The 25431-nt window shown below is 48.8% G+C and carries 18 protein-coding genes; 6 read left to right on the forward strand and 12 right to left on the reverse strand.

What is annotated here, in order from left to right; all coding sequences use genetic code 11:
- Window positions 1-150: 150 nt before the first annotated feature.
- Both PN498_RS28560 and PN498_RS05745 read left to right on the forward strand, forming a co-directional pair.
- On the forward strand, window positions 151-375 hold the full coding sequence (locus PN498_RS28560; RefSeq protein ID WP_442951403.1) for a response regulator: 225 nt from the start codon (window positions 151-153) through the stop codon (window positions 373-375).
- 38 nt (window positions 376-413) lie between these two features.
- Window positions 414-2771, forward strand: coding sequence for an EAL domain-containing protein (locus PN498_RS05745; protein WP_272061763.1), 2358 nt, complete (start codon window positions 414-416; stop codon window positions 2769-2771).
- A gap of 20 nt (window positions 2772-2791) precedes the next feature.
- Here PN498_RS05745 and PN498_RS05750 read toward each other — a convergent pair whose 3' ends face one another.
- The 6 genes from PN498_RS05750 to hemC form a co-directional block, all read right to left on the reverse strand.
- Window positions 2792-4126 (reverse strand): methyltransferase domain-containing protein, encoded by a 1335-nt coding sequence (locus PN498_RS05750; protein WP_272061764.1) that lies wholly within the window; start codon window positions 4124-4126, stop codon window positions 2792-2794.
- A 270-nt stretch (window positions 4127-4396) separates the two neighbouring features.
- Window positions 4397-5212: a hypothetical protein gene (locus PN498_RS05755; RefSeq protein ID WP_272061765.1), complete on the reverse strand. Its 816-nt coding sequence runs from the start codon at window positions 5210-5212 to the stop codon at window positions 4397-4399.
- A 383-nt stretch (window positions 5213-5595) separates the two neighbouring features.
- On the reverse strand, window positions 5596-6147 hold the full coding sequence (locus PN498_RS05760) for a type IV pilin-like G/H family protein (protein ID WP_272061766.1): 552 nt from the start codon (window positions 6145-6147) through the stop codon (window positions 5596-5598).
- Window positions 6148-6609: 462 nt separating this feature from the next.
- A complete protein-coding gene (locus PN498_RS05765) occupies window positions 6610-8160 on the reverse strand; it encodes an ATP-binding protein (RefSeq protein WP_272061767.1) in 1551 nt (516 codons plus the stop codon).
- 60 nt (window positions 8161-8220) lie between these two features.
- Window positions 8221-9150, reverse strand: a complete 930-nt coding sequence (locus PN498_RS05770; RefSeq protein WP_272061768.1) for a lysophospholipid acyltransferase family protein — start codon at window positions 9148-9150, stop codon at window positions 8221-8223.
- A 28-nt stretch (window positions 9151-9178) separates the two neighbouring features.
- Window positions 9179-10156 (reverse strand): hydroxymethylbilane synthase, encoded by a 978-nt coding sequence (hemC, locus tag PN498_RS05775; protein WP_272061769.1) that lies wholly within the window; start codon window positions 10154-10156, stop codon window positions 9179-9181.
- A 139-nt stretch (window positions 10157-10295) separates the two neighbouring features.
- Between hemC and PN498_RS05780 the strand changes: the two genes are divergently transcribed.
- Window positions 10296-11618 carry a tetratricopeptide repeat protein gene (locus PN498_RS05780; RefSeq protein ID WP_272061770.1) on the forward strand — a complete coding sequence of 441 codons (1323 nt, stop codon included), beginning with the start codon at window positions 10296-10298 and terminating at the stop codon, window positions 11616-11618.
- A 104-nt stretch (window positions 11619-11722) separates the two neighbouring features.
- Here PN498_RS05780 and PN498_RS05785 read toward each other — a convergent pair whose 3' ends face one another.
- The 4 genes from PN498_RS05785 to PN498_RS05800 all read right to left on the reverse strand — a co-directional run bounded on the left by PN498_RS05785 (window position 11723) and on the right by PN498_RS05800 (window position 16935).
- Complete coding sequence (locus tag PN498_RS05785) at window positions 11723-12313, reverse strand: hypothetical protein (protein WP_272061771.1); 591 nt, start codon at window positions 12311-12313, stop codon at window positions 11723-11725.
- Between the two features lie 211 nt (window positions 12314-12524).
- Window positions 12525-14144 (reverse strand): CHAT domain-containing protein, encoded by a 1620-nt coding sequence (locus PN498_RS05790; RefSeq protein ID WP_272061772.1) that lies wholly within the window; start codon window positions 14142-14144, stop codon window positions 12525-12527.
- Window positions 14145-14247: 103 nt separating this feature from the next.
- Window positions 14248-16500 carry a protein phosphatase 2C domain-containing protein gene (locus PN498_RS05795; protein ID WP_272061773.1) on the reverse strand — a complete coding sequence of 751 codons (2253 nt, stop codon included), beginning with the start codon at window positions 16498-16500 and terminating at the stop codon, window positions 14248-14250.
- 87 nt (window positions 16501-16587) lie between these two features.
- On the reverse strand, window positions 16588-16935 hold the full coding sequence (locus PN498_RS05800) for an NAD(P)H-quinone oxidoreductase subunit M (RefSeq protein WP_272061774.1): 348 nt from the start codon (window positions 16933-16935) through the stop codon (window positions 16588-16590).
- 252 nt (window positions 16936-17187) lie between these two features.
- Between PN498_RS05800 and cofH the strand changes: the two genes are divergently transcribed.
- Window positions 17188-18435, forward strand: coding sequence for a 7,8-didemethyl-8-hydroxy-5-deazariboflavin synthase subunit CofH (cofH, locus tag PN498_RS05805; RefSeq protein ID WP_272061775.1), 1248 nt, complete (start codon window positions 17188-17190; stop codon window positions 18433-18435).
- Between the two features lie 937 nt (window positions 18436-19372).
- Window positions 19373-23095, forward strand: a complete 3723-nt coding sequence (locus PN498_RS05810; protein WP_272061776.1) for a substrate-binding domain-containing protein — start codon at window positions 19373-19375, stop codon at window positions 23093-23095.
- Between the two features lie 83 nt (window positions 23096-23178).
- Here PN498_RS05810 and hpsJ-B read toward each other — a convergent pair whose 3' ends face one another.
- Complete coding sequence (hpsJ-B, locus tag PN498_RS05815; RefSeq protein WP_272061777.1) at window positions 23179-23958, reverse strand: hormogonium polysaccharide biosynthesis protein HpsJ; 780 nt, start codon at window positions 23956-23958, stop codon at window positions 23179-23181.
- A 352-nt stretch (window positions 23959-24310) separates the two neighbouring features.
- Window positions 24311-24799, reverse strand: a complete 489-nt coding sequence (locus PN498_RS05820) for a HugZ family pyridoxamine 5'-phosphate oxidase (RefSeq protein WP_272061778.1) — start codon at window positions 24797-24799, stop codon at window positions 24311-24313.
- A 47-nt stretch (window positions 24800-24846) separates the two neighbouring features.
- Here PN498_RS05820 and PN498_RS05825 point away from each other — a divergent pair, with 47 nt between their 5' ends.
- Window positions 24847-25392, forward strand: coding sequence for an SRPBCC family protein (locus PN498_RS05825; protein WP_272061779.1), 546 nt, complete (start codon window positions 24847-24849; stop codon window positions 25390-25392).
- The last annotated feature ends 39 nt before the right edge of the window (window positions 25393-25431 follow it).

Genomic DNA, 25431 nt, shown 5'->3' on the forward strand with positions numbered 1-25431 from the left:
AGTCAAGCTCATCTCAAGAAGAAGATTCTGGCCTTTGTCGATTACTTCAATCGCACCATGGCCAAGCCTTTTAAGTGGAATTACACGGGCAAACCACTCACCTCATGAATAGTTCCTTTATTTCTGCCGTCAGGTACTAGATTTAGTGGCATAGAAGTTTTACAAGCAATTCGGCAGAATTCAACTACGCAGTACTTGCCTGTTGTTATCATGTCTTCTTCATCAGAAGAAAGTGATTTGACGGCTTGCTACAATCTAGGCGTTAACAGCTACGTTGTGAAATCTTTAGATTTTCAACGGTTTCACGAAACCATCAGGCAAGTCGCAATTTACTGGATGACAATCAATTATCCCGTTAGTGTTTTAATACCCTGACGGGAATCATGAATGTAGAATAGGATACCTTCGGGTTTATGGTGAATCGTTCTCTCTCTGTGCAGAGGGGTATAACCAATGTTGCGAATTTAGATGATGCTGAAACAGCTGCATCACGATTAAAGCTGCTGGTTGTAGAAGATGTCCAAGAAGACGTCGAACTGATTTCCCTGTGCCTAGATGCAGCTGATATAGACTGTGCCATTGAGGTAGCAGACTCTTTTGAGAACTGCGATAGTCTTCTCTCTCAGCAGACTTTTAATGCTGTTTTAGCAGACTATCGCTTACCTGGTCTGAACGCCTTCGATATCTTTCATCTTGTCCAAAAACATCAATCAACAATCCCCTTCATTTTGGTGACAGGTAGTCTAGGGGAAGAGTCAGCTGTTGAGTGCATCAAAGCTGGAATGACTGATTATGTGCTCAAGGATAGACTCTATCGTTTACCAACCGTGTTGAAACGGGCCTTGGCTGAGGCCAAACTGAAACGGCAGCAACAAACTGCTATCGAGCAAATGGAGCAGCAGGCTTGGCGCGAATCTGTTTTGAATCGCATTATACAGGCCATTCGGGAGTCCCTTATTTTAGAAGAGGTTTTGCAAGCAACCGTAAAACAATTGCAGACAGCACTCAAAGTGGACTACTGCATGGTCGTTCAGCCTTCTGCAACTCAGCAAATGCTCACGCAATATGTCAGTTCCTCTACAGGTGAAAGCACTGTTTTTTATCAAGAAAACTGGGATCTGTGCATTCATTTTGAGGAACAACTCAGAGCCGGACAGCAGATAGAACTTAATCAAGCTAACCTGGCGATCGCTGAGATTTCCAAAGGTAAGCATCTCCAGTCGGCGTTGGTGACTCCGCTGAATTATCAACAGATGTACTTTGGGGCATTGATGCTATGCCATATCCATGAGCAACGTTCCTGGGAAAAGCTAGAAGCCGGTCTAATCCAGGCTGTCGCTGAGCAGTGCGCGATCGCAATCTATCAAGCCAATCTTTATGCCCAAGCACAAAGAGAGTTGGAACAGCGTCGCCGTGTTGAAGATCAGCTGCACCATGATGCCTTTCACGATGCTCTCACTGGTTTACCGAATCGAGCCTTATTTCTGGACCGTTTGAACCATGCTCTCCAAATTGCTCACCGAGATAAGTCCGACAATGTTGGAGGCGTGCTAGGCAGTTTTGCTGTACTGTTCCTGGATTTAGATGACTTCCGCATTGTCAACGATAGTCTGGGACATGATGCCGGTGACTTCTTATTGCAAGTCGTAGCCGCAAGACTATATCAATGCCTCCGAGTAGGAGATACGCTCGCACGTATCAGCGGTGATGAATTTGCCGTTTTGCTTGAAGACATCTCAAATATTGACCACATCATCAAGGTGGTAGAGGACATCCAAAACGTTTTAAGAGAGTCGATTACTCTGGAATCTCAAGAGATTTCAATAAGTTCCTGTGTTGGCATTGTGATTGATGCTCCAAACTACAACAATGCGGCTCAGTTTTTGAGAGATGCTGATACCGCGATGTACCAAGCCAAACGCAAAGGTCGTGGTAGTTATCGAGTTTTTAATTGGTCAATGCATGCTGAAGTCAAGCAGCGTCTTCAGCTCGAAAACGATTTGCGCCGGGCAGTCGCTCGGGATGAATTTCATCTGGTTTATCAGCCTATTATTCATCTTCCTAGTCGAGCTTTACGCGGGTTTGAAGCACTGATACGTTGGTGTGACCCGGTTCAAGGCATCCTTTCACCTAGTGAATTTATTCCTGTCGCTGAGCAGACTGGCCTGATCATTCCCATGGGTCAATGGGTTATTCGTCAATCTTGCCAGCAATGGAAGCAATGGCTTCAGCGCTGGCCCCAATTGTTGAATCGTTGCAGCATCAGCGTAAATCTATCTGCTAAGCAGTTTGTACAGAGTGATTTGGCCACTCAGATTGATACCATTTTGAAAGAAACTGGCATTGACTGTTCCTGTCTTCGGATCGAAATTACGGAGAGTGCCCTCCTCAATAATGAGGCTACCTCTCTTGAGATACTGACTCAGCTAAAGGCACGCCGCATTCAAGTTGCAATGGATGATTTTGGTACAGGATATTCTTCACTCAGTTATCTCCTGCGTTTTCCCAAGGATGTCCTCAAAATTGATAAATCTTTTGTCTCTAATTTGGACGATAGTCCAGACAACCAAGAGATTATTAAAACAATTCTTGCACTAGGTAGTAATTTGGGGCTGGATGTAGTGGCTGAAGGCATTGAAACTGAGCATCAAGCTCAGTTTTTGCTTGATCAGGGCTGTGCTTTCGGTCAGGGATACTGGTTTTCAGAACCTTTGACCAGCGAAGACGCTGATGCCTTGTTGCATGAACAGTTGGATAGCCCTTTGCTTTGATTGAGCGGAAAGCTATTGCCCTATATATCGCTGTTAAGCTCAATGAGAACGTATCCTACCTGCTCTAAGTTGGCCAAGAAATTGCGCACGGTTGCAAACCCTTGAGAGGGCGGTGCCGGCTGTAAGGTGATGGGGTCTAGGGGATTCACCTGCAGCCATCGCTGGGCTAGTTCATTGACGGTTTTAGGGGTTTCTAGCAGTGCATAGAGACAGCCTGCATAAGCACTGTCCAGTTTGAAGGGTCTACCGTCTATTTGGAAATACTGATCTAGAGGAATCATGCCAGGTCTGTTTGCATGACTTCTCAGAAGCTTCTTAAAGGCTGAAGTTTTCAATTGAGGATGCAAATGCACACGGGCTGTTTTCCACTGCTGATCGCTCCATTCAATCAGTGGCAAACGTGCTTGAGCTTGACCTGGATGTCCACAATAGAGATCTAGCAAACGGTGAACTGGATGAAGCAGATCAAAGAGATGAAGCTGTTTCTCTAAGCTCATTTCTGCCATGGTTAGGGCGATCGCCAGAGGTAAATCTGTCAAGTCTTTGAACAACATCTCCAAATTCCAAGTCCGCCAGTCCACCATGCTGACAAACTCTAGTCCCGCCTGCTGTAGCATCGTGGAAAAGGCCTGCATTGTTGTTCCTTTATCACCCCGCAACAAGAAATTGGCAAATAGCTTCTCCTCATCAGTTTCCAGTTCTGGGTTAGGCTGCCAAATTTCCCGCTTCGTCACAGTCCAATCCTGTAAATTGCGCATCGTCTGTCGTGTTAGCGCAATTTCTTCTTGAGTTAGTGCCCCACGCAGGTACCCCAACTGCGTCAAAAACGCCTGCACTCGGTAGCAATCTGCCCGCTGAAATGCACTGTGCATGTTGGCCCGTATAATGCCGTCGGGTTTCAAGACAGCTCTCATAGCCTCTAACCCATCGACTGGATCGGCTAGTAGATACAGCGTTTCGTCACAGTTGATGTAATCGAACGAATATCCCAGACTCGGCAACTCTTCAACTGCTAAACAGTGAAACTCCACTGGGTTTTGAATCCCGTGATACTCAATTCGCTGTTTGGCAAGCTCGACCGATTTTGGTGAAATGTCAATGCCAACAACGCGAGCACCCGGATTTGCCATTGCCAAAGCCGCAGCTTTAACTCCAGATCCACAGCCCGCATCTAGAATCCATTTGTCCTGAGTATTTATAACCTGGTGATATCGCAAATAGTAAGGAATCACGCAGCTATGGACTGACAAATAGTTGGGATGATTTCCAAACGGCTGTTCTAAAGGAACATTAGGATAAGGAAGAGCATCAAACTGCGGACGGACGTACTCCCATTGATCGCTCGTTTGAGACATGGAAACATTCTCTTGCAAGTAGTTTTAAGGTCTGAATTTGGAAATTTTTCTCATTCTGCCTTTAAACGATCTTTAAAGACGGCAAATCAATCATTTGAGTTTATTGGCCTATATCAATTTTCGGTCAGTTTTTTGTTTTGAACTCAGGTCCGTAAGGGTTGGAAAAAACTAAATTCAGCATCTGTAGCTCCTGGGCAAAATCTAGCGATATTCACAAACTGCGTCTCCAAGTTGGGAAATGCCTTCTTTTCAAATTGGCATCGCTTAAGCCTATTCTTCATTCTCTGCCTCCTCCTGCTCAGGATTGTACCGAATCGTATATCGCCCCTGTTCATTAGGAACAATCTCTGCTCCCAAGTCCTCGATTTGTCTAGCAACGACGGCACGAGTCTGATCATCTTGTGCTGAAGCTAACACTTGTGACCAGGCATTCAATTGAGCTTGAAGACTGTTAGGGTTGGTAGCATAAAACTCCGCAGCACGCGCTAGCGAATACTGATCGTCTTCTGCGCTCGGATAGGGCGATTCAGCCGCCCATTCAGCCGCAATTTGGTGCGATCGACTAGCGGCTTCGTGATCTCCCAAGAACAAAAGCTCATCAATGCCTTTACTGCGCCAGATGAAATATGACCGGGGTGGTAAGTCTGGCGATAAAGATTGCAAGCCTTTCTCTTGTAGAGCTACAGCCCGCTCCGGTTGAGCGGCGAACAGCGAAACACTACTGGATAAGAAAATGTAGGGGTCGTAGGCATAGGGATCGCGCTCAATGATGATGTCAAAGTAGTCACCGCTAAGGCTATATCCCGTTATCTGACGATGCTCAAGGTTACCAAAATATTGAAGAAATTTAAGAAAAGTCCAATCCGCAATAATGTTACGAAAGCCAAAATCGGGCAAAACTTTGAGTATTTGTAACTCCAAAGATTCCTGCTGTTCCTGATTTTTGGCTTGAGTAGGAATGGTCTCTGAGCTTGGCTCAGTTAAAGCTTGCAAACGTGCTTTTTGTAAAACAGCTAATACCAGTAAAATAGCTGCTATCAAAACTCCTTTAAGCGTGATTTCTAAAGTTTTCTTAGACAACTTCATAAGCATTCACGTTGGGGCCATGAGTGGAAGTCTGGCAGGATCTAGCAAATCGTCTGCTCTTACAATGTATTGTATGCAAATTATAGCTGTGGTCATCTAGGCTAATGTACCCAGTAGCATTCTGGTGCCTAATGCATCGCCGACGGCTCCTGGCTTTCTGTCCTGTATAGCTGTCCCAGATGATTTTTGAAGGAAGGCTTTTTGAGTACGAGTTTTCCAAGAAAACCTTTATTCAAAATTCAAGTAGGATTGCTCTATGTTTTTGATTGCAGAACCAAACTAAAAACTGCTCTGTCTTTTGGACGGAGCAGTTTTTAGAAAACCCAGACTGCTGAATGCTTATAAGCCTAAAGAAAAGGAACTAGTCTGTCCTCTACTGGAGCTTACAGCTGATCGTATGCGGTATCGACGCATTCTTCTGAAGTTACAGCAGTAACGTCAGTATCATTGGATTGGTCTTTCTTCTCACGGCAGAGGTTGGCACCTGTATCGTCCTCTTCAACAAAAGCAATACCCGCAAACCCTTTGAGTTCTCTCTTAGGCAGAGCGTATAACGCGGCACCGCTGCCGTTGGCTACCGTTACATCGGTAAAATTACCATCTCCAGTAGTATTTTCATTACCACCAGCAGTAGCACTGCCGTAAGCATAATTGGGAGTCGTGGTCTCAATACCAACGTCCAAATCTGTAGTGTTAGCGGCGAAGTCTACAAACTCTAGATAATAAGCTTGCTGACCTCGGTTGGCTGCACCAACATAGTTAGCTGCTTCAGACTCGCGGGCGCGGTTTGCTTGGTTGAGGAATGAAGGCAGAGCGATCGCGGCCAAGATGCCGATGATGATGATAACTACAAGCAGTTCGATCAGGGTGAAGCCACCTTCAGCTTGCCTACGACGCAAGTGCTGTAGCAAATTATATTTCAGGCTGGTTTTCATTGTGAATGTCTCTCCTTGGGAAGCCAATGTGCAAATGTGCTGGTCTAGCTCCATGGCATTAGGCTACCCCCGCTAATCTCCTTTCATATCACCACTAAAAATCTTTTTCGAAGACGACTTAGCCTTCAGTGATCTTCCTCAGAGAAGTTGAGAAATTATCTCTTCGCTGCTTTCTTTTGAATTTTCCATTTCGGTAATCTTTCAGATAAAGCGCTTGATTAAGCGTTACAAACAGCAGCAATTTAAAAACCTTTACGTCAAAGAAGGAGTCGTCGGCTTTTAGCCAGATACAAGCAGATTGCCCATTGTGTCTGTCAAATATTAGGGCATTAAATCCTATAACTTAGGTGTCCGACTTAAAAACATAAGGTACGGTGATTGAATTTTAGACAGTTTAATTTCTGCTGATAAATGGAATTTATAGGAGATTAAAACAGGTGCTTTGATGGCAGTGAAATTGTTTCATCCACGAATAACAGTAACGTTTCGATTATTGGATGTTGTCGCTTGCTCAGTTGTGACGCGATCAGCGATGGGAGGCAGGCCTGGGCGTTGATCAAAGATGATGAGCCAGCCTGTTTCTAGTCCTAGGCCTGTGAGATAGCGATCCAATTGCTCTAAGCCTGCTTGGAGGGGATCTGGGCGTCCTTCCCGCCAAACCTTGAGTTCCATGCCAAGAGTGACATCGCCATAGCGAAGGCAGAGATCCATGCGATCGCTACCAATGGCATACTCTCGCTCTAGGGTGCCACCCCCGTTCACAACTCGATGAAGAAAGGCCATTAGGACTAGATGAGGTGCAATCTCGTGATAAGGAGCGCTTTTCAGCAGCGGTTGCCCGTGCTGACGCCAGAAAGCTAGAAAGGCTTCTAAAAGCTTGTTGGAGTCAATCTGGCCTTCAGCAGTCAACCAGCTGGGAGAGATTTGCGGTAGTGATGCCTGTGGAATTTGAGCTAAAACCCTAGGCAGGACTTCTTGATAAATAGGATTTGAGACCACTAGACCGCCATGTGGACTCATACGGCACAATCCTAAATCAATTAAGAACTCTAAATCATCATGGGAAACACCTTTTAGCTCTTGTCCTGCAAGCATAGGTTCGATGACTACTCGTACCCTATCTTCCTGTAGGAGACTTGCCAAACTGTCTAAGTGCGTATCGCGTCGCTGAATCAGAATTTCCTTGGCTTGTTCAACATGTTCGATGCTGATGGTTGTTCGAGAATCAGGCACAAGCACTTCTACCATTTGCCGAGCTAATGCATTGACGAGCCAAGGCTGTCCCTGAGTAAGGTAGAAGGAATGTTCAATAGCTGCTTCAGTGAACACCTGTCCGGTTTCAGTTGTGTGCTGACCGTAGAGTTCGGCCACCTCGTCCTGAGTAAAGTTCCGTAGCGTTAGGGACTCAACCTTGATGTTAAAGGGACTGGAGGTGTTGAGGCGATCGCTTCCCCCTGAAGCAACCTTGTAGTCTCGCACATCGCGTACGCCAACCAGCGCTAGCGCATGGGGAAATCCCTCTGGACGGGCAGGATAGCCGTTGCGTAACTGACGTAGGACAGAGATTAGTGTTTCATTCCTCAAAGAATCAATTTCATCAATAAAAATGACTAAGGGGCGAGGTGACTGCTGCGACCATTCGCTGAGAGCGGAACCAATCCTGAGTCTAGAGGTTAACTCAAGCCAGTTTGGAGGATGTAGCTCAGACGGCAGTTTAAGTTTAGCCATAGTATACCAAGCCTCTAAAATGCTGGTCTCAGCAGTAATAGGGGCATCTGGAAAAGCGGCTCCGACTTCTGCCGACACCATAATGGCTGTATACTTGCCCTGTTCTGTAAGCTGTTGAGCCAAAGCTAGCATCATGGTTGTCTTGCCCGTCTGCCGAGGTGCATGGATGACGAAGTAGCCTTGCTGTTCAACCAACCGTTCTAACTGGGGTAACCGTGCTAGGGGCGGCAGCATGTAGTGAATATCTGCTTTACAAGGGCCAGCCGTGTTAAACCATTTGGGCATGGAAAGTAGCGATCGCTTTCCTTCATCTTAGGAGACTTCTTAAATTGAGTAGCAGAAGAATCACCAGAACAGCTGATTGAGTTGTTTCGTCAACGGCTTTGCCCCTTTGGGTTCCTTGTAATCGGCGACAAGTAAGTGGCTCAAAGCCTGCTCAACTTGGGCTGTCGCTTCCTCCAGTTCTTTGCGTTTAGGACGAGTATTTTGAGAAAAGGGAAGAGGTTCTCCAAACCGAAGAGTCAATTTTTTGCGGAAATGCAGCGTTTTACTGCCAATAATCGCGACAGGTACAATCGGCACGCCAGATCGTATTGCGTAGATAACGGTGCCTCGCTTCAGAGGTAAATGGAGTTGTCCTTCTTGGTGGCCCAAGCGTCCTTCAGGAAACAGCATGAGACCGTCTCCTCGTTTCAGAATGGCTTGAACAGCTTGATCAATCTGGCGCATCTGCTGTATCGAGCTACCATTGGGAACGTCTGCTTGAATGGCCTGGGCCAGATCTTTCAGGTCAGGACGAACCGTTTGAGATCGCTCTATTACCGCAATTTCTTCCTTCCACCAGCGCTCTAATGGAATAACGCCGCCTGCACTGCCAACAATCCAGCGTTTCCAGCGCTTGTTATACAAGGTTCGAGCATCACCCAAGATGTAGTAATACGGATGTGGGGGTACCGCTGCCAGAACTAGAAATGGATCGAGATGACTTAGATGATTGGCCACCAGTACGACGGGTTCCTGAGGAATATTCTCTGGATTTTCGACTTCAATACGAAACAAGAATCGAATAAACCGTCGCAGTAACCAATGACGAAAGCGACCGCTGACGCGAAGGTCAGAGTCCCCACGGGCGATCGCACTGATGTTGTTGAGAGCAGTTTGGGTTTGGGTCTGCACGTGAACATCACGGGCTGCCGCCAATCCCTCTTGAACACGCTGAATGACCTCAGGGGTCAGCTCAACCGTCTCTGCTTCGGCCTGTTTGGGTGCATCCATACAACGAGAGTAAATAGACCAAGAATCTTTACTGCCGATTCTCAGCGTTGATTGCATCTAGAATTGTCTGAGCACCCTGACTGCGAACGTTTTGTGCAAGCTGGGTTCCCATATTTTCGGCATCATCGGGATGCCCTTGAACTGTATCTTTTATCAGAGTTTGACCATCTAAACTGGCGACAAGCCCCATCAAGGTTAGGACACCATCATTGATTTTCGTATTAACTCCGATGGGAACCTGACAGCCGCCTTCCAATTCTCGAAGAAAGGCCCGTTCGGCTAAACAGCGATAGGCCGTAGAGCTGTCTTCTAGGGTTTTGATGAGAGCGAGAATCTCGTCATCCCCCATCCGGCATTCGATGCCCAAAGCTCCTTGGCCTACTGCATGCAACGAAAGGTCAGCAGGAATAACTTGGTGAATGCGATCGCCCATATCCAATCGCTTCAGACCTGCTACTGCCAGAATAATGGCATCGTACTGCCCCTCGTCCAGCTTACGAAGCCGAGTGTTGAGATTTCCGCGAATATCTTTAAAGGTGAAATGGGGAAAATGATGACGGAGTTGAGCGAGACGCCGGAGAGAGGAGGTGCCAATCACCGCTCCCTTTGGCAGCGTGTCTAGCTGCTTATCCTGGTGCTTTTCGTGAACAACCAGCGCATCTGCTGGGTCTTCCCGCTCGGTAATGCAGCCCAGCATTAGACCTTCAGGTAAACGAGTGGGCAAATCTTTCAGGGAATGCACGGCAAAGTCAATATTGCCTTGCAACATGCCATCTTCCAACTCTTGAGTAAAGAGACCCTTATCACCAATTTTGGAGAGGGAAACGTCTAGGACTTTGTCGCCTTGAGTATCCATCGTCGTGACTTCGAAGGTCAGCTCTGGAAACCGCTTTTGTAGCTCATCTCGTACCCAATGGGTCTGCACCAGTGCCAATTGACTCTTACGAGAGCCAATGCGAATCGTCCGGGTTGGTGCAGTCGTTGGAGTAGAAACCAGTGAAGTCATGGAAACTTGGCTTGTTAAAGTTTTGAAGGTTTGAAATTACGCAGAAAAGCTGCAAGATCTTAAGGTTACATCAATTGCTTCCCCTTTCTGCTCTTGGTAAAGGGGAGTGTTAACGAAACCCATAGTTCCGCAATCTCCTATGCCACAAACGCTCTCTATTCTTTGGGGTCGCTGGTTTGCAGCGATCGCGATCGCTCTTGTTGGTGGGGCATTGGCTCCTCTAACCGTCTGGGCACAACTGTCTCCGGCAATTCGCGATCCGTTTTTATCTGACCCGGAGTTGACTGAACCTCGTGATCCGCTATTACCAGATTTGCCCGTGGAACGTCGTTTGAGTCCGCTAGAGAAATCTGCGCTCAGAGACGAGCTTGATGGGTTAGCTGCAGAGGCAGAACAGCGTTATCTAGAAGGACAAACCGATTTGGCTTTTGCCATCTGGATACGGGAAGTGCGTCTGCGGCGAATTTTGGGATACGAAGCAGAAATTGCCGCCCTACAGCGAGTTGGCCTGCGCGCCTGGGAAAACTCTCGGGCTGACGAAGTTCAGCTAATCACACTGCGGTTGAGACAGATCCAAGCCGATCTCTTAGCTGCGGATCCACTCGATATTGAGCTATTAGAAGAGATAGCAGCAGCGTTTGAAATTCTGCGAGACATTGACTCTGCGATCGCGGTTTACGAAACATTGATTGTACGAGCAGCTCAAACCAATGATCGAGCAGAGCGGCAGCGCTTGTTGGAAAATCTGGCAAGTCTCCAGCAAAATTGGTTTCGCTTCCCTGAGGCCGGTAAAACCTATCAGACTTTGCTCACTTCCCTAGGAAGCAATCGAGATCCGATTAAGGAGGTGGAATACTTACGGGGTGCGATTCGCAATTTCCAAGATGCAGGCGATCTGCGGACTGCAATTAACTACCAGCAGCGCTTAGTCAGGCTATATGAAGAGACGCTACAACCTCGGTTAATTCCACCATTAACGTTAGCGATCGCTCGCAACTACCGTAACCTAGACGACCTCAGTCAGGCCCAGACCTTTTACATGACTACTTATTCAACAGCACTGGCCCAACGTCAGACCGATGTCGCCAGTGATGCGCTGCAAGACCTGGCTGATATTTATGAAGCTCTTGGTCGCTCAGAAGATGTGCTTTACCTCTATGAGCAGCGGCTTGCTGTAGAACGTTTGTCATACAACGGTTATGGCCTGATGCAGACATTCGACGACTTGGGGCAATTTTACGAAGCTCAAGGAGAGCCAGACACTGCGATCGCAGCTTATAAAGAGGCTCTCATCCTAGCTGACCATCTCGACCATCGTGAAGCTTATTTTACATTGCGCTTACAGCAGCTGTTATTGAATCAGGGCCGCTTAACCCTTCCACCACTAGAACAGCACCAGGCAAGTCGTGTCAGGGCCTTACAGAAGCCTGAACCGTGGAAAGGCAATAGTCGTATCCCATAGCCGGACGGCATATTTTATAACGCAGTCTAATTTTTCCAAGCTCCAAGTCTTCTACTGAAAGTCAGGCGTAGCGAGTGACGAGTAGAAAACCTGGAGCGATTGGCTTAAGCGTTTTCAGATAATTCGTCTAGAGCATAGCGGGCGATCGCTAAACTCAGCCGCGCTTTTTCTAATTCAGAAAGTTCTCCCCATTCAACCTGCCGAACTGAACGCAGCGTAACGTCTAAAATTTCTTCTTGCCCCCCTCGCATCGCCATCGCTAAGGGACGAGCCATTACCTGAAGATCTTCAACTTCCCAACTGTCTAGTACAGATTGAACTGATTCAACCAACTGATCGACCAAAGCAAGACTGCTACGAGAAACGGCTTCAGCAGCTTTTGCGATCTGACCTAACTGGTTTAGAGAAACACGAGAGCCAAACTTTTGAGCTAGCACTGCAACCAGCGATTCTGAAGACTCGGCCCAAATCTGTCCTGCAATCTGCGAGACTTGCTGCCATTGGGAATCAAAACCATCGTCAAACGAATCCTCTGACGCAAAGGTATTTTCGAGATCATCAACATATGCAGCGGTCGTAGGATCGTAGGCGTTCCAGGGATATACCTCGCCGTCGTCTAGAACAGAATGCAACAGCTCTAGCTTGATACACTGCTCATCTGAGATTTTAGATGCGGGACGGTTTGACTCTTTCATGGGTTTTTATTCTCGTTATGGATGCACCGACGGTGGATAAGTTGGCGCGACAGGTTTGCCTATGTGACCAGGTTGGCTAGTTTTGTATACAAAACCTATCGCCGCAGTTCCGCAGAAAACTCAATGAAATCGAAATTAGAGGAAACACAAAAATCTTGTGGACTTATTTACACTCTAGTTTCCAGACTTGTTCATTACAACAAAAGTGACTTCAACCTTCGAGCACAAATTCCATAAGACGTCCTTGAGGACTACCAAATCGAATTTGCGTTCCCGGTTTCAAGATAATTTCCTGTCGATGAACGTGTTGCCACCCTTCTGCTTTTTGACAAAACGTGCCAAAGCGGGAGTCATCTCGGAGGTAATAGCAGCCGTCTACCTGACCAATTGCCACGTTTTTGTTGGGTTGTCGGCAAAAAATTTCGGCATGACTGCCCGATACCCAGGGTTCTGGAATAACGACATCGTTTTCTGGACGACGCCCTACTCGTAGAACGCCGCTATACAGATACCAGACTAAATGAGGATCATCGACAACGCGGATGGCTGCAACCGGACCAGACGTGCAGGACTCTCCAGGCAGTCGGGTAATGTCGATAGTTTGCTCTGAGAGGAGCTGACCATCAAAATTGGGATGTAGGTAGAGGACCGGTAGAGTCCAAGCGGGCTGGTTGAATTTATAAAGGGTTAGCAACTGTTGACGAGCAATGGCGACAGCTCGATCAACGGGATGGCGCTCTACTAGAGACTGGGAAAAGCTTTGGATGAAACTCAAAGCTTCCTCATCAGCGATTGAATCTCGCATGGCAATCACCGCTGGGACACCGTGATGCAATAAAACTTCAGCTAAGCTACTACGAGAAATCGTCCGCTGTCCTTGCTGGTCGGGTTGTGCCCCCCAACAAGTGTTGAAAACAGCTAATTTGACTCGGTTATGAGTCAACAGCTGAGCCAACTCTGTGCCATTAAGCGTAGACTGAGCCTGCAGAAAAATGAGTCCGCCATCAGGTGCAGGCACTCCATGACCAGCATAGAAAAAGACATTGTATTGGCCATTTTCTAATGCTTTGATTAGATCAGCGGCCCGCGGTCGAACTAAAACGTCAACCTGACAAGACACTGCTGTCGGTCGTTTGCTGAGACCAGAAGTGACTTCGCCCAGCAGAATCCGTCTTAGGGTATTGGCTTCATTTTCAAGTTGCAGAGTTTCACTGGCGCGATCCGCATTTGGATCGTTGCTAGGAACATCTGGTTCTCCTAGCACCAGCAAAATCTTCAAGCTCTCGTTTAGGCTAATGTCAGCGAGGGGATCAACGTCACTTGTCGTTCTGCTAAAGCGAATGTGCTCACTTAAGGACATTGCCTGACGACCTGGCTGAGACTGCATGATTTCCCAGGGCAAGCTGATGAGAGCAGGGTCACGAATATCGAGACAAAGACAGAGAGGATTACCTTGCCCCATTGCAATTCCTAAACTTTGGTCGAGGCTACTCTTGATAGCGCCATCAAATAGCCATTGCCACAGCTTCACACCTAAGGTTTGCATCAAACGTCCGGTGTAGCCTCGGCCTGAAGAGGTGTCTTTACCAAGGTCTGCTGTCACAAACTGAGGAATGTAGGCAGAAGGAACGTGGGGTACTTGAGGTAGACCCCGTAAGGAGAAGAGCTGAAGCCAACTTTGCCAAAGTTGATTAAGTTCGTCTGTCCACGGGCGATCATGATGAACGTATCCCCCCGGATGAGGAGCCTTTACGACCCAAATTGCATAATGAGGGGTCGCGGATGAGGATAACCGCTCAATGGCAATACGCAAGCGAATAGGCTCTGGCATCAAAGAACGCTGCTGTCACAAACAATTGCGAAGGATCAAAACACCCTTAAACTTTAGCGATTTAAGCACGAAAGTAGGGGAATCTGGAACACCTGAGATCAAATCAATCAGTACATAATCCCTGTTGTGCATTGGATGTACCCAATAGTCGCTCAGCGAAGACAGGAAGCTCTGTTTCTAATAGCCATCCTTGGTCGCCAGACTGCACGAAAGGAATCTGACGATCGCCCTCTAGCTCAGCTGACTCATTCGATCCTAAAGACGATGTCGGTGGATCGGATGGGCGCATAGCTTCGGCATCAGTGACTAAGGTAGAGCAAACTTCTAAACGCACCCATGTCTGATTGTCAGGCGTTCTTTGTCGGCTGATAACTTGCACAATACTACCAATCGGTAGCAATCGCTCAGGTAAATCTACTGCGACTGGGGGATCTGGCACGGGAGGATTATCGACAACGAGTAAGGTTGCCGCTGCTGAAGGATCCGTCAGCGGCTTGATTTGCAGATAGTCACCAATGGCCAAACTATCAGTATTTTCTGATGCAGAGGAATTAGGAGGCGGTGCCACTGGGGAAAGGGTTTCGCCTTCGTCGGAATCGTCGGAATCGGTGACGATAGGCCGTTGTAACCACTGCCATCCCAGCGCACCCGCAATACCCAATAGCCCAACTATCAAAACGCTGCTGAGCAGCAGAGGCAGCGGTCGCCACTGCTTGGATGCGGATTGGGGCGTTAGATTCTGAGTAATAGGTACCGCCACGGTTTGGGTCGCAGACTGACTGCCCCTATTTTCCGGTGGAACTGCTGTCAGCAAATCAGCAACTGTTGCTGAAATAGGCGTTTCCTGTGCAGACTTGTGAGGTGCTAGCTTCAAGACGCCTACTGTGACGTTGTCATGACCATTTTGGCTATTAGCAAGATCAATCAGACGCTTGACGCCCGTTGCGACATCGCGATCGCCACTCAAGATCGGTTTTAGTTCTGACACCCAAGTCCGTTCCAACAGATCGTGATCGCTCAATCCATCTGAGCACAAAACAATTAAGCTATCAGTTGCAATCGGATAGAGCTTGACCGTGGGATGCAGATGTTCGGCTTTAGCCATACCTAATGCCTGCACCAAAGCGCCAGATCCCGGATTCTGTAGAGCATCCTGGTACAGTTCTAGCCCTAAGCGCATTTCGCGAACGGCTACATCATCATCCAGCGTAATTTGGCGACAGCTATAGGGCCGCACTCGATAGGCACGGCTGTCGCCCAGGTGAGCGACGTACAGCCGCGTTCCATAAACGAGGGCAATGACAATGGTTGTCCCCATCCGGTCTCGGTCTTGTCGCTGGTCAGCATCATTACGAGCCGAAATCACTTGATTGGCTGCAAAAATGGCCTGTTTCAAAGATGCCACAATGTCGACATGGGACAGGTTGGGCGTACGGGTGAGATGTTTTAATTGCTGTGTCACTTCGGCGATCGCGCTTCGCGAAGCAACATCCCCACCTTGATGTCCACCCACCCCATCACACACGACAACCAATGGAGCAGGCACAGTGTCAACCATTGTTGGAGTAACAGAGCGCTGTTCTGAAAATCCGCTGCTGGGAAAACAAGCATCTTCATTGCGTTGACGGGTCGGACCTTGATCGGACGCTGTTGCGAACTCTACAGAAACAGCCTGTTTTGCAGAGAGCTGTTCGATAGCTCGGATCAGAGAATAGGCCAGTCCTTTAGCGTTGCCTTCGCCTGACTGAAGACGCTGAATCACTTGACTCAGATAATCCTTCACTGGAACGGCAGCGGTTTCTACCAAAGCTTGCCAGTGCTGTCCTAGGTTCACCAAAGTTGGTGAGTCCGGCTTGGCCATAAGCGTCAACAGCCGCAGATCTTCTCCGTCAACTCGAAGATTTTGCCAATCCAGCAAACTCTGAGCAACTTGGTTATCAATGCAGGGTTGCCAAAGCTTAGCAATTCTCCAGAGCCAGGTGAGTTGATGAAGCGCAGTTGCTTTTTCCCAAACCGCTAAAAGCGTTGGCAACAATGTCGGAGTCTGCCCTTTTCCAGCAACCTCGTGTAAAGGCACTTCCTCAAGCAATAGCAAGGGAGTTTGATCGCTAGGATGCGGAACTTGAGTAAACGGTCGTGGAATCGCGACTGAAAACGCAGACAGAGCCAGATACGGTTCTGCTAATGAAGGCACTGCCTCTAGCTGTGTCGGTGGCTCTTGAGGACATGTGTCTTGAATCAGAGGGAATTGAACAACCTGATATCGCCCAGCCAGCAAGGTGCCTGGAGGTAGAGGAGAGGCTGCTCCTTGAACCCATAGATATCGATGAATCGGCGGCAGTTGCAAACTAGGCATGCAGGGCGATCGCACCATCAATGGATCAATAATAACAATTCAGAAAACCGAGAAAGACGCTTAAAGGCTGCCATTACCTGGGTGAAATCAAGCATTACTCTCAGCATCTGATACGACCTGAGGGAGTCCCATGCTGTAATTCAGCACACGACTTCTGAGGTTATAGCTAATCTCTCCAGATTGAAGCAACTGCTTGATGAAATGTTCCAGGTCCGAGCCGACACGACGCAAATTGTAATCTGTCAACTCAGCACCGTTGGAAGCTTGCACCAGACGATCAAACTCGTCATTGACTTTTTGCAGAGCCTCATCGCTCCAATTGAATTCATTGTCCGGATCGACATCCAGTGTCAGAACAGATTCGCTGGGAACCAGTTCATCGTCAACGACTTCGGCGGCGTAAATAAAAACGTGGCGAGTAGTTGATTTCAGCATTGCGTTTGTGCAGGTGGGTAATCAGGATAACCTGATGACATTGTAAGGGGATCAGGCTAGGTCAACCGATAGAGATTAGAAATGGTCGTGCTCAGATTTTCATAGCTATAAGTCTCAGTTCAATCAGATAAAGCTTCAGGACCAGCTTTTTACGTCGCGTTCAATTTTGTGCTTTCGCCTGTTGCCCCATACCTCAGCTTATGGATCAAACAATTTCTCGTTCACAATATAAGGAAAAGAATTGTCCTAACCATGACTCGATCGCTGAACACCATTTTAGAGCGCGCTCTAGACGGCGCTGACCTAACTCCTGATGAAGGGGTGCACTTACTGAAGCAAGCGGACGAAGGAGCGATCGCCGCGATTAGCTCTGTTGCTAATACATTAAGGCAGCGACAAGTTGGCGACACCGTCACCTATGTCGTCAACCGCAACCTGAATTTCACTAACATTTGCGAGCAACACTGTAGTTTTTGTGCCTTTCGCCGCGATGACGGCGATGAGGGTGCCTTCTGGCTTGATTGGGGAGCCATGCTGGAGAAAGCTGCTGAAGCGGTTGCTGAGGGAGCAAGTGAAATTTGCATGCAGGGGGGGTTGAACCCAACCGCTAAGATTGACGGCAGCAGTCTACGCTACTATCTACGCCTAGTCGAGAATATCAAAGCAGCCTTTCCTGACCTGCATCTCCATGCCTTTTCGCCTCAAGAGGTGCAGTTTATCGCGCGGGAAGATGGGCTGAGCTACACGGCAGTAATTGCTGCACTCCAAGCGGCTGGCGTAGGGTCGCTACCAGGAACCGCAGCTGAAGTCCTTGATGATCGTGTCCGCAGGGTACTGTGTCCTGAAAAGATCAATACCGCTACCTGGCTGGAGATTGTGGGTCTTGCTCACCAGCAGGGTTTACCCACAACCAGCACCCTGCTTTGTGGGCACATCGAAACACCTGAACAGCAGATTCAGCACATGGAGCATTTACGGCAGTTGCAGCAGCAAGCGATCGCCCAACAGCGACCCGCTCGCATCACCGAATTCATTCTGCTGCCGTTTGTCGGTCAAGAGGCTCCTAAACCTCTGCAACGACGTGTCGGTCGAGATCAGCCTAGTTTGCAAGACACGCTGCATTTAACAGCCGTTGCGCGTATTTACTTGGGTAACTGGATTCCCAATCATCAGCCGAGCTGGGTCAAGTTAGGCCTAGCCGGAGCCGTTGAAGCGCTGCAGTGGGGTTGTAATGACATTGGTGGCACGCTGATGGAAGAGCATATTACAACCATGGCAGGTGCCCAAGGGGGGACCTGTATGACCGTAAATGAATTACGAGGGGCGATCGCGTCTCTGGGACGCCCAGCTCAGCAACGAGATACCCTCTACCGTTCACTATCCGCACCCTCCTCCGCATCCACGCTTTCTTCGACAGCTTCAGCCTCCTCCACAGCTTCGGCATCTACCGGATATGTTGCCCCTGCCCGGCAGTCTCTGAGCCAGAGGCGTACTGCTTGACCCACAATGCCGTCACTGCTTTCACGGGGAGGTGTGGGAGGTCGAATCGAGGGTTCGTCTACTGCTAGCCGGGAAAACAACAGTGCCATGCGCCATCCGTCTTCGTCTGGAGTGACGAATAACCAGTAATAGTTCTCTAGATTGACAAAATCAGTCTCGTTGTAGTGCCGTTCCAAGGTTGTAAAAAACACTTGCTGGACCGCAGCTTCAGTTAGGACTCCGGCTTCACTAAACGTGAGAGGAGAAATCTCAAGCGGTTCGAATTCGGCACGGCCCGCGATCAAAACAGTGCCAAATCCAGCATCATTCTCTTGAATACCCAAATTGCGACGTGCAACCCGGTTAGCATACCCTGGCAGATCTCGTAAAAGTCCCTGCGTCATCAGCTCTAGGTCTTCAGGGCAGGACGTTTCAGGACGAAGAAAAGGAGTCTCCAACTCGGGAAGTTCATTCTGAGTTTCCTCCACAGCATCAGACGTGGAATCAGCATCAGAGAAGGACGCGATCGCGCTCTTTGCTGTTCCTATCAGCAGAACACTCATCAAAACAGGCCCCACGAACGATGCCCCCTTGAAACCGCTTATAGTCATCAAATCAACTCTCCCCCCAGCCTTTCATTTTCTGACTACGTAGAGCAAACCTCAGCGCTGTCCCGACTCTACGCCGTGAAAGATTGCAATGTTATGACTCGAAATTCGATATCCCTAGTATCCTTATCGGAAAATCCTTTTAATCTCTTTCAGCATGACGATATGCCGTTCTTGATGGCCTCAAACTTTAGACAGCGCCGCCGCAAACAGCATACCTACAATTGGCTTAGACAGCTTAGAGAGGGAGACCTTAACCTATTTTCCTTACAAATGGGTGACGGGTTCTTAGGGAAGTATCGTATGACAACCACAAGGCCTTTAGGGCTGCTGGTGAGGAGAAATTGAACATGGTCAAGGCACGGAATCGCTCATTATTCGTTCTATTGCTGACGGTTGCCTGTCTAGCACCTCCTCTGATGGCAGCAAATCCCCAAGAGGATCGATTGTTGGCACAAGTGGACCCTGACAATCCAGATGCTGTTGAGGCACCAACTCAAGACGCCGTTGAGGAACCCGCTCCAGAATCACCAGCTGAAACGGCTCCCCAGGAAGAGGTTTTGCCCCTTCCTGAGACAACGCCCCCTGAGCTATCGCCAACCTTTGAGTTACCCAATGAACTCCCTGATGGGACAACCGTAAGCATCACCGGATCATCCAGTATGGAGGTGATCACACGCAGTTTAATCCAGCAGTTTCAGCAGGCTTATCCTAATGCCGATGTAACGTTTACCGAGCAATCTTCCGAGGCCGCATTGGCAGACCTACAAACCGGCTCTGCTGAGCTGGTCGCTACGGGGCGCTCTCTGACAGATGAGCAACTGGCTCAGGGTCTTACGGAAGTTGATGTCAGTCGGGAAAAAATTGCGGTCATTGTGGGGGCGAGTAATCCCTATGAAGGACAGCTGGAAGCCGACGATTTTGTCCGAATTTTTCGAGGCGAAATTACGAACTGGAGTGAGTTGGGAGGGCCAGACGTGCCCATTCGCTTCATTGATCGTCCAGAAACGAGTGACACCCGTGCAGCTTTGGGCGATTACGAAATTTTTGGAGGGGACCTGACAACCGGCGAGAATATCGAACAGGCACCCAGTGATAGCACTTCTGAGATAGTCGAGGCTTTGGGAGACAACGGCATCAGCTACGCGATCGCCAGCCAAGTCATCAATCAAGACAACGTCCGGGTGCTGTCAATGCACAACACGCTGCCTGACGATCCTCGCTATCCCTATTCTCAACCCCGCAACTACATCTATCAGTCAACTGAAACGCTGCCGGTAGGGGTAGAAGCCTTTCTGGCTTTTGCGACTAATGCCCAGGGACAAGAGGCCGTAGCTCAGGCGAAGGCAGCCGAAGCTGCCGATGTTGCCGCTGCTGATCTGCCCGATACTGTCTCTGTGGTTCGCCCTGATGGCCAGGGATTCGTAACGGGCGATCGCACAGGCAATCTCAACTTTTGGAGTGCCGATGGCACTGCGGCTGGCGACCCTGTTTCTGCTCACACTGGACCTGTCACAGCGCTAGCTGTCAGCTCTGATGGAAGACGCCTCATTAGCGGCGGTGCAGACGGCACGATTCGGCTATGGGATAGCACAGACAATGCCATTGGCGATCCTATCAATGGTGGCAATGGTCCTATCACCAGTCTGATTGCCCAGCCTGACGGCAGTTTTATCAGCGCCAGTGCGGATGGGACCCTGCAGCGCTGGGACGAAATGGGCAATACAGAGGGGGAACCGATCACTGGGCATGAAGATGCCGTGCGAGATATGGCACTCACTGCCGATGACGCAACCCTCATCACAGCCTCCAAAGACGGCACAATTCGCCGCTGGAATGTGGCAGACGGATCTGCTACGGGAGAACCTTTGACAGGACATCAGGGAGCAGTACAAGCACTGGCAGTTAAGCCTGATGGTACCTTCTTCTCGGGCGGTGCAGATGCTACAGTCCGCCGTTGGGATTCTGCGGGAACCCAGATAGGAGAGCCAGTCCAAGTTGCAGGTCCAGTGAATGCGATCGCGGCGAATGCAGACGGCACTAACATTGCAGTTGGCGATGAAACAGGAACCCTACAGCTGCTCTCTGGTGAGGGAGTGCCCGTAGGTCAAGCCATTACAGATGTCGGTGCGCCTATTGACGACTTAGCGTTTACCCCCGATGGTCAGCTCATCGTGAGCGCTGGGGAGACGCCACAAATTCGAGATAGTGGGGGACAACTCATCGCGACGCCCACGTCGGAAGCTGAAAGTGACACAGAAGCTGATGGCATCGAATCTGTCTTGCTAGACCTTTGGCAGCGCGTTAGCCAACAACCGCTTCGGTTTTTGTGGATTATCCCAGTTCTCGTTTTAGGATTATTGCTCTTGCAGTTGCTGCGGAATTTTCAGCAAGACGAAGAAGATTTGGACGAGGAAGAAGCGGTTGATGTGCCGCCTGAAGGACGGTTTGATCCGGTTCCTAGTACCGAAAGTCAAGAGTTCGGCTTGACTAGTCCAGACGCTGACGATGAGGCTGTCACAGGCTTCATTTCAGATGATGTCGCTGTTCCACTTGACTCCTCGTTGACGAAAGCTAAGCAAACTTTGGCAGAGGGGATCAGCCTGGGCAGTGCCGGACGCCACCAAGAGTCACTAGACCGATTCAATAAGGCAATTGAACTAGCTGATATGGAGCGATTGAAAGCAGCAGCAGCAGGGGCCTCTCTAGTAGGGGCCGGAGTCGTGATTGCTAGGGGATTGGCGCGACGCGGCACGGCGCTCACTCATCTAGGCCGTTTAGAAGAGGGGTTGAAGAGTATCAACCGGGCCTTAGAAATGGATGCCAATGATGTTGCTGCCTGGATTGGTAAAGGAAATGTCTTGACCGAATTGGGGCAATTTGATGAAGCTGTATTTTCTTTTGATAAGGCGATCGAGTTAAATCCCAACATTGCCGCTGCTTGGCAAGGAAAAGGAATTGCCCTTCAAAAGATAGGCAGAGATACAGAAGCCCGGCGTTGCTTAGCTAAAGCCGATGCTTTGGGGGGCATTGACGACGACATTCCAATGAATTTAGAAACGCCAGTGAGTGCGCCTGTGCCCATTACTCAACAGCCAGACAATGACATTACACCAACCCCCGTTGTCCCTCAGCCAACGCCCGATGTCTCACCGTCAAACACTGATTTTTCCGCTGATTCGGGTTTATCTGATTTCGATGAGTCTGACTTTATGACGTCACCAGTGGACTTTACAGGCGATGATTTTACGAGCGCTGATTTCGCAGACGACGACTTCACGAATAGCGAAGAACAAGCGTTTGTGTCCTCAGCGGGCGATCGCGGCATGGAAGCCGACTACTCTAGCGATTCAGAGACCTCTCCTAATCAACCTCGAATTGTGCCTGATTCACCGGATGAGGTGGAAACAATTGGCATCATCACTCCACAACCGCAACCCCCGGTCGACTCAGATACTGAGTTACCGTCTGATTTGTTAGCTGCCGTTGAAGATTTGCCAACCTATTCAGAACAGGAAATACCTGCAAGATCTGGGCCGGAGAATGATGCCGTTCAAGCTCCAGCCTCATTCTCAGACTATGGACAGACAGAAGATACCGATATCCCTGCGGAGGTGCGAGAGACCCTAGAATATCTGCCATCAGAACCAGACACTCCAGATCCGAATGCTCCGATGACAGAGCCAATTCCAGTCCCCCCTGATGTTGAAGCCATTTTGGCTGGAGAGTCGGAGATTCCCAGTACGGAAGAGACTCCCACGGCTATAAATGATCCAATGGCCGCTTTCCTTGGGAATGATCCGACGACCTCCATGAGACCTACTGCTCGACCGTCGGCAGACATTGAAAATCCTGAGGAATCGCCAGAACCCCCTTCGGTATCGATTCCCGAAGCCGCTGTGGAACCTGATCCACCAGAAGAAATGACCGACCCAGCGTTGGAAGGATTACCTCCAGAAGTTATAGAAGCTCTTAAAGGAATTCCAGAAGATTCGCCTGATAGCTTTGGGTTTTCAGGAGGTTCGTCAACACCGCCACCGCCACCCAATAACCCTCGGTTGAGGGATTCTTAGCCTAGTTAGGATTTGTGTAGAATACAGCTTGAGTCATTAAGGCTAGTGCACCCAATCGCATCCGAATGCTGATCGTGTACTGGCTAAGTGTTTCCCATACTCATGAGTCTGCGTAGGCCTTGCCAACCGATAGCAATATAAGCGATCGCCATCAACAAGCTACCAATCGCAACACGAATGGCTGACTTGAAGGCCCTTTGCCTGATCTGCTGACGAGCATCTTCACGCCGAGTCCCAATTTCAGTCTCAATCTGCTCCCGAGCCTCTCCAGCCCGCTGTGTCAAAAACTCATCCAAGCCAGCAGGGTTATCTCTGAACTGCTCAATTTCGGCGGGTAGCTGTCCCGCCTGAATCGCTTGTTGCAAAAGTGCATCATCTTCAAACAGACGTTGTAATTGACTCTGCTGCTGCGACAGTTCACCACTTAGACGCTGCTCCAACTGACTGGAAGCCTCCGTAGCCTCTCGTTCAACCTGGGCAAGTTCCCCTTGGGCCGCAGTTCGGACATTGTTGACGTGAAGGAAAGGCAGTATTAAAAAAAGAAGACCTAAAATACTGGCGATTAAACACGTCCAGAATCTTAAATCCGCGAGTAGGCTAGTCGGTCTTCCCCCTTTTCCTGAGCTGCGGTCGACCCAAAAGCCCGTCAACAATAGAGCAATACCGACTAGCGGTACAATACCCCGATCAACGATCTGCGTAAACGTCCTCAACTGCCAATCCGTATTTAAGAAGTCAGGCGGTATTAATAGGATCAAGAAATCCAGTAAAACAGACAAAATGGTCACAACGCCCACTAGCTTTAATGCCGTTGCAGCTAGTGGAGAAACCGCAGAATTTGCAAAAGGTTTTTCAGCAGTCATAGATTTCGATGAGGCTAGGATTTGGTCATAGTCTGCCCCTAAACGCTTAGCGACAGACAGTCAGGATGGCACAAAAGCGCAAACACACGTTAATGCCCTAGAGCTTGGCATGCCCAAGATGTAGCTTTAGCCATCTAGGCTTGTGCACTCAATGGCATCCAGGTGCTTAGCACATCGCCAAATGGCTCGTCGTCTTGTTCTCATGGAATTGGCGACGGCTATATCTTATGGCAAAAGACAGTCTCTCAAACCTACACCCCTAATGCATATCCATCGGAATTCATAGAAAAACTTCAACTCTTGGGGTAGATGCATTGAGACTTGCCAGCAATAGTTTTTGCGGCAACGCTGATTAATTCTCAGTCGGCATCAGTCGATCTAGGTTAGTGGGATCAACTTCATAAGCTGCTCCAAATCCCACCACAAATCGCCCTGCTTGGGGAGTCAGTTTAAAGATCTGAAAGTCGGGCAGCTGACGCAGCATGTCGATGAGATTGCCAAAGCGCAGTTTGAACTTATCTGCCCAAGTTGTCCACTGAGGATCATGACGTTCTATCAGTTCTGCTGAGCAGTCATACATCAATCGCTGACGAGCGAAAACCTGCTTAGCTTGGCTCTCATCTTCAATAAACAAAATTCCGGCCTTGGGGGTTGTTTGAAGATTTTGAGTATGACTTGAAAGCCCACTAACAAAGATAAAAACCGTGCGATCGCGCTCCATCACAAAGGGGGTGTAGCTAGCTTGAGGCTGACCTTCAGAGCTGATCGTGCTCAGCATTAAACTTTGAACACGGTTGGGAAAATCGACGTATGCAGATTGAACCTCAGTAAAACTAGCCATACAATAATTCGCTACAGTAACAACAGATGTTTTCTTTCCTAGATTCTATGTCTCCTACGACCACTCTTAATCAGCTGACGAGTAGTCTGAGTGAAGCTGAACAGCAACGTCTGCAACAGGGTGAAGTGGTGCTCATTGGAGAAGAAGGCATTTATGCTGTGCTATCTATCGTGACAGCTTCTTTAGAAACCGTCTGGAATGTTCTCACTGCTTACGAAGCATTTCCTGATTTTTTACCTTCGGTTGTTGCCTGCCGCATTCTAGAACGGCGAGAGAACCGTATCTTGGTTGAACGAAAGGATCGTCGCAAAATTGGCTGGCTACCCATCAAAGTCAAAATCGTGACGGAAAATGTTGAAACCTTTCACGACCGAATTGACTATCGCATGGTTGAAGGAACGTTAGACCACATGCACGGCAACTGGCAACTTGTCCCATACGAAGGCATACAGGGACACACTGGTACTTTGCTGATGCAGAAGATTACAGCCAAAGCCAATATGGGTCCCCTTCAGCCTTACTTCTACGAGGTTTTTGAAACTGGGCTGATCGAAACGATGACAGACCTACGAACTGAAATGGAGCAGCGATGATCGGTAGGTTGCTAGCTCACGAATCAATATGGCTCTGCT

Source organism: Oscillatoria sp. CS-180, from assembly GCF_028330965.1.
Lineage (GTDB): Bacteria > Cyanobacteriota > Cyanobacteriia > Phormidesmidales > Phormidesmidaceae > Halomicronema.

Bases quoted from the DNA above. Each gene is read 5' to 3' on its own strand.
- PN498_RS05750 (WP_272061764.1), bottom strand. From the start codon at position 4,126: ATGTCTCAAACGAGCGATCAATGGGAGTACGTCCGTCCGCAGTTTGAT.
- PN498_RS05770 (WP_272061768.1), bottom strand. From the start codon at position 9,150: ATGGATGCACCCAAACAGGCCGAAGCAGAGACGGTTGAGCTGACCCCT.
- PN498_RS05755 (WP_272061765.1), bottom strand. From the start codon at position 5,212: ATGAAGTTGTCTAAGAAAACTTTAGAAATCACGCTTAAAGGAGTTTTG.
- cofH (WP_272061775.1), top strand. From the start codon at position 17,188: ATGACTCGATCGCTGAACACCATTTTAGAGCGCGCTCTAGACGGCGCT.
- PN498_RS05825 (WP_272061779.1), top strand. From the start codon at position 24,847: ATGTCTCCTACGACCACTCTTAATCAGCTGACGAGTAGTCTGAGTGAA.
- PN498_RS05785 (WP_272061771.1), bottom strand. From the start codon at position 12,313: ATGAAAGAGTCAAACCGTCCCGCATCTAAAATCTCAGATGAGCAGTGT.
- PN498_RS05745 (WP_272061763.1), top strand. From the start codon at position 414: ATGGTGAATCGTTCTCTCTCTGTGCAGAGGGGTATAACCAATGTTGCG.
- PN498_RS05790 (WP_272061772.1), bottom strand. From the start codon at position 14,144: ATGCCAGAGCCTATTCGCTTGCGTATTGCCATTGAGCGGTTATCCTCA.
- PN498_RS05765 (WP_272061767.1), bottom strand. From the start codon at position 8,160: ATGCCCAAATGGTTTAACACGGCTGGCCCTTGTAAAGCAGATATTCAC.
- PN498_RS05800 (WP_272061774.1), bottom strand. From the start codon at position 16,935: ATGCTGAAATCAACTACTCGCCACGTTTTTATTTACGCCGCCGAAGTC.
- PN498_RS05760 (WP_272061766.1), bottom strand. From the start codon at position 6,147: ATGAAAACCAGCCTGAAATATAATTTGCTACAGCACTTGCGTCGTAGG.
- PN498_RS05820 (WP_272061778.1), bottom strand. From the start codon at position 24,799: ATGGCTAGTTTTACTGAGGTTCAATCTGCATACGTCGATTTTCCCAAC.
- PN498_RS05810 (WP_272061776.1), top strand. From the start codon at position 19,373: ATGGTCAAGGCACGGAATCGCTCATTATTCGTTCTATTGCTGACGGTT.
- hpsJ-B (WP_272061777.1), bottom strand. From the start codon at position 23,958: ATGACTGCTGAAAAACCTTTTGCAAATTCTGCGGTTTCTCCACTAGCT.
- PN498_RS05780 (WP_272061770.1), top strand. From the start codon at position 10,296: ATGCCACAAACGCTCTCTATTCTTTGGGGTCGCTGGTTTGCAGCGATC.
- PN498_RS05795 (WP_272061773.1), bottom strand. From the start codon at position 16,500: ATGCCTAGTTTGCAACTGCCGCCGATTCATCGATATCTATGGGTTCAA.
- hemC (WP_272061769.1), bottom strand. From the start codon at position 10,156: ATGACTTCACTGGTTTCTACTCCAACGACTGCACCAACCCGGACGATT.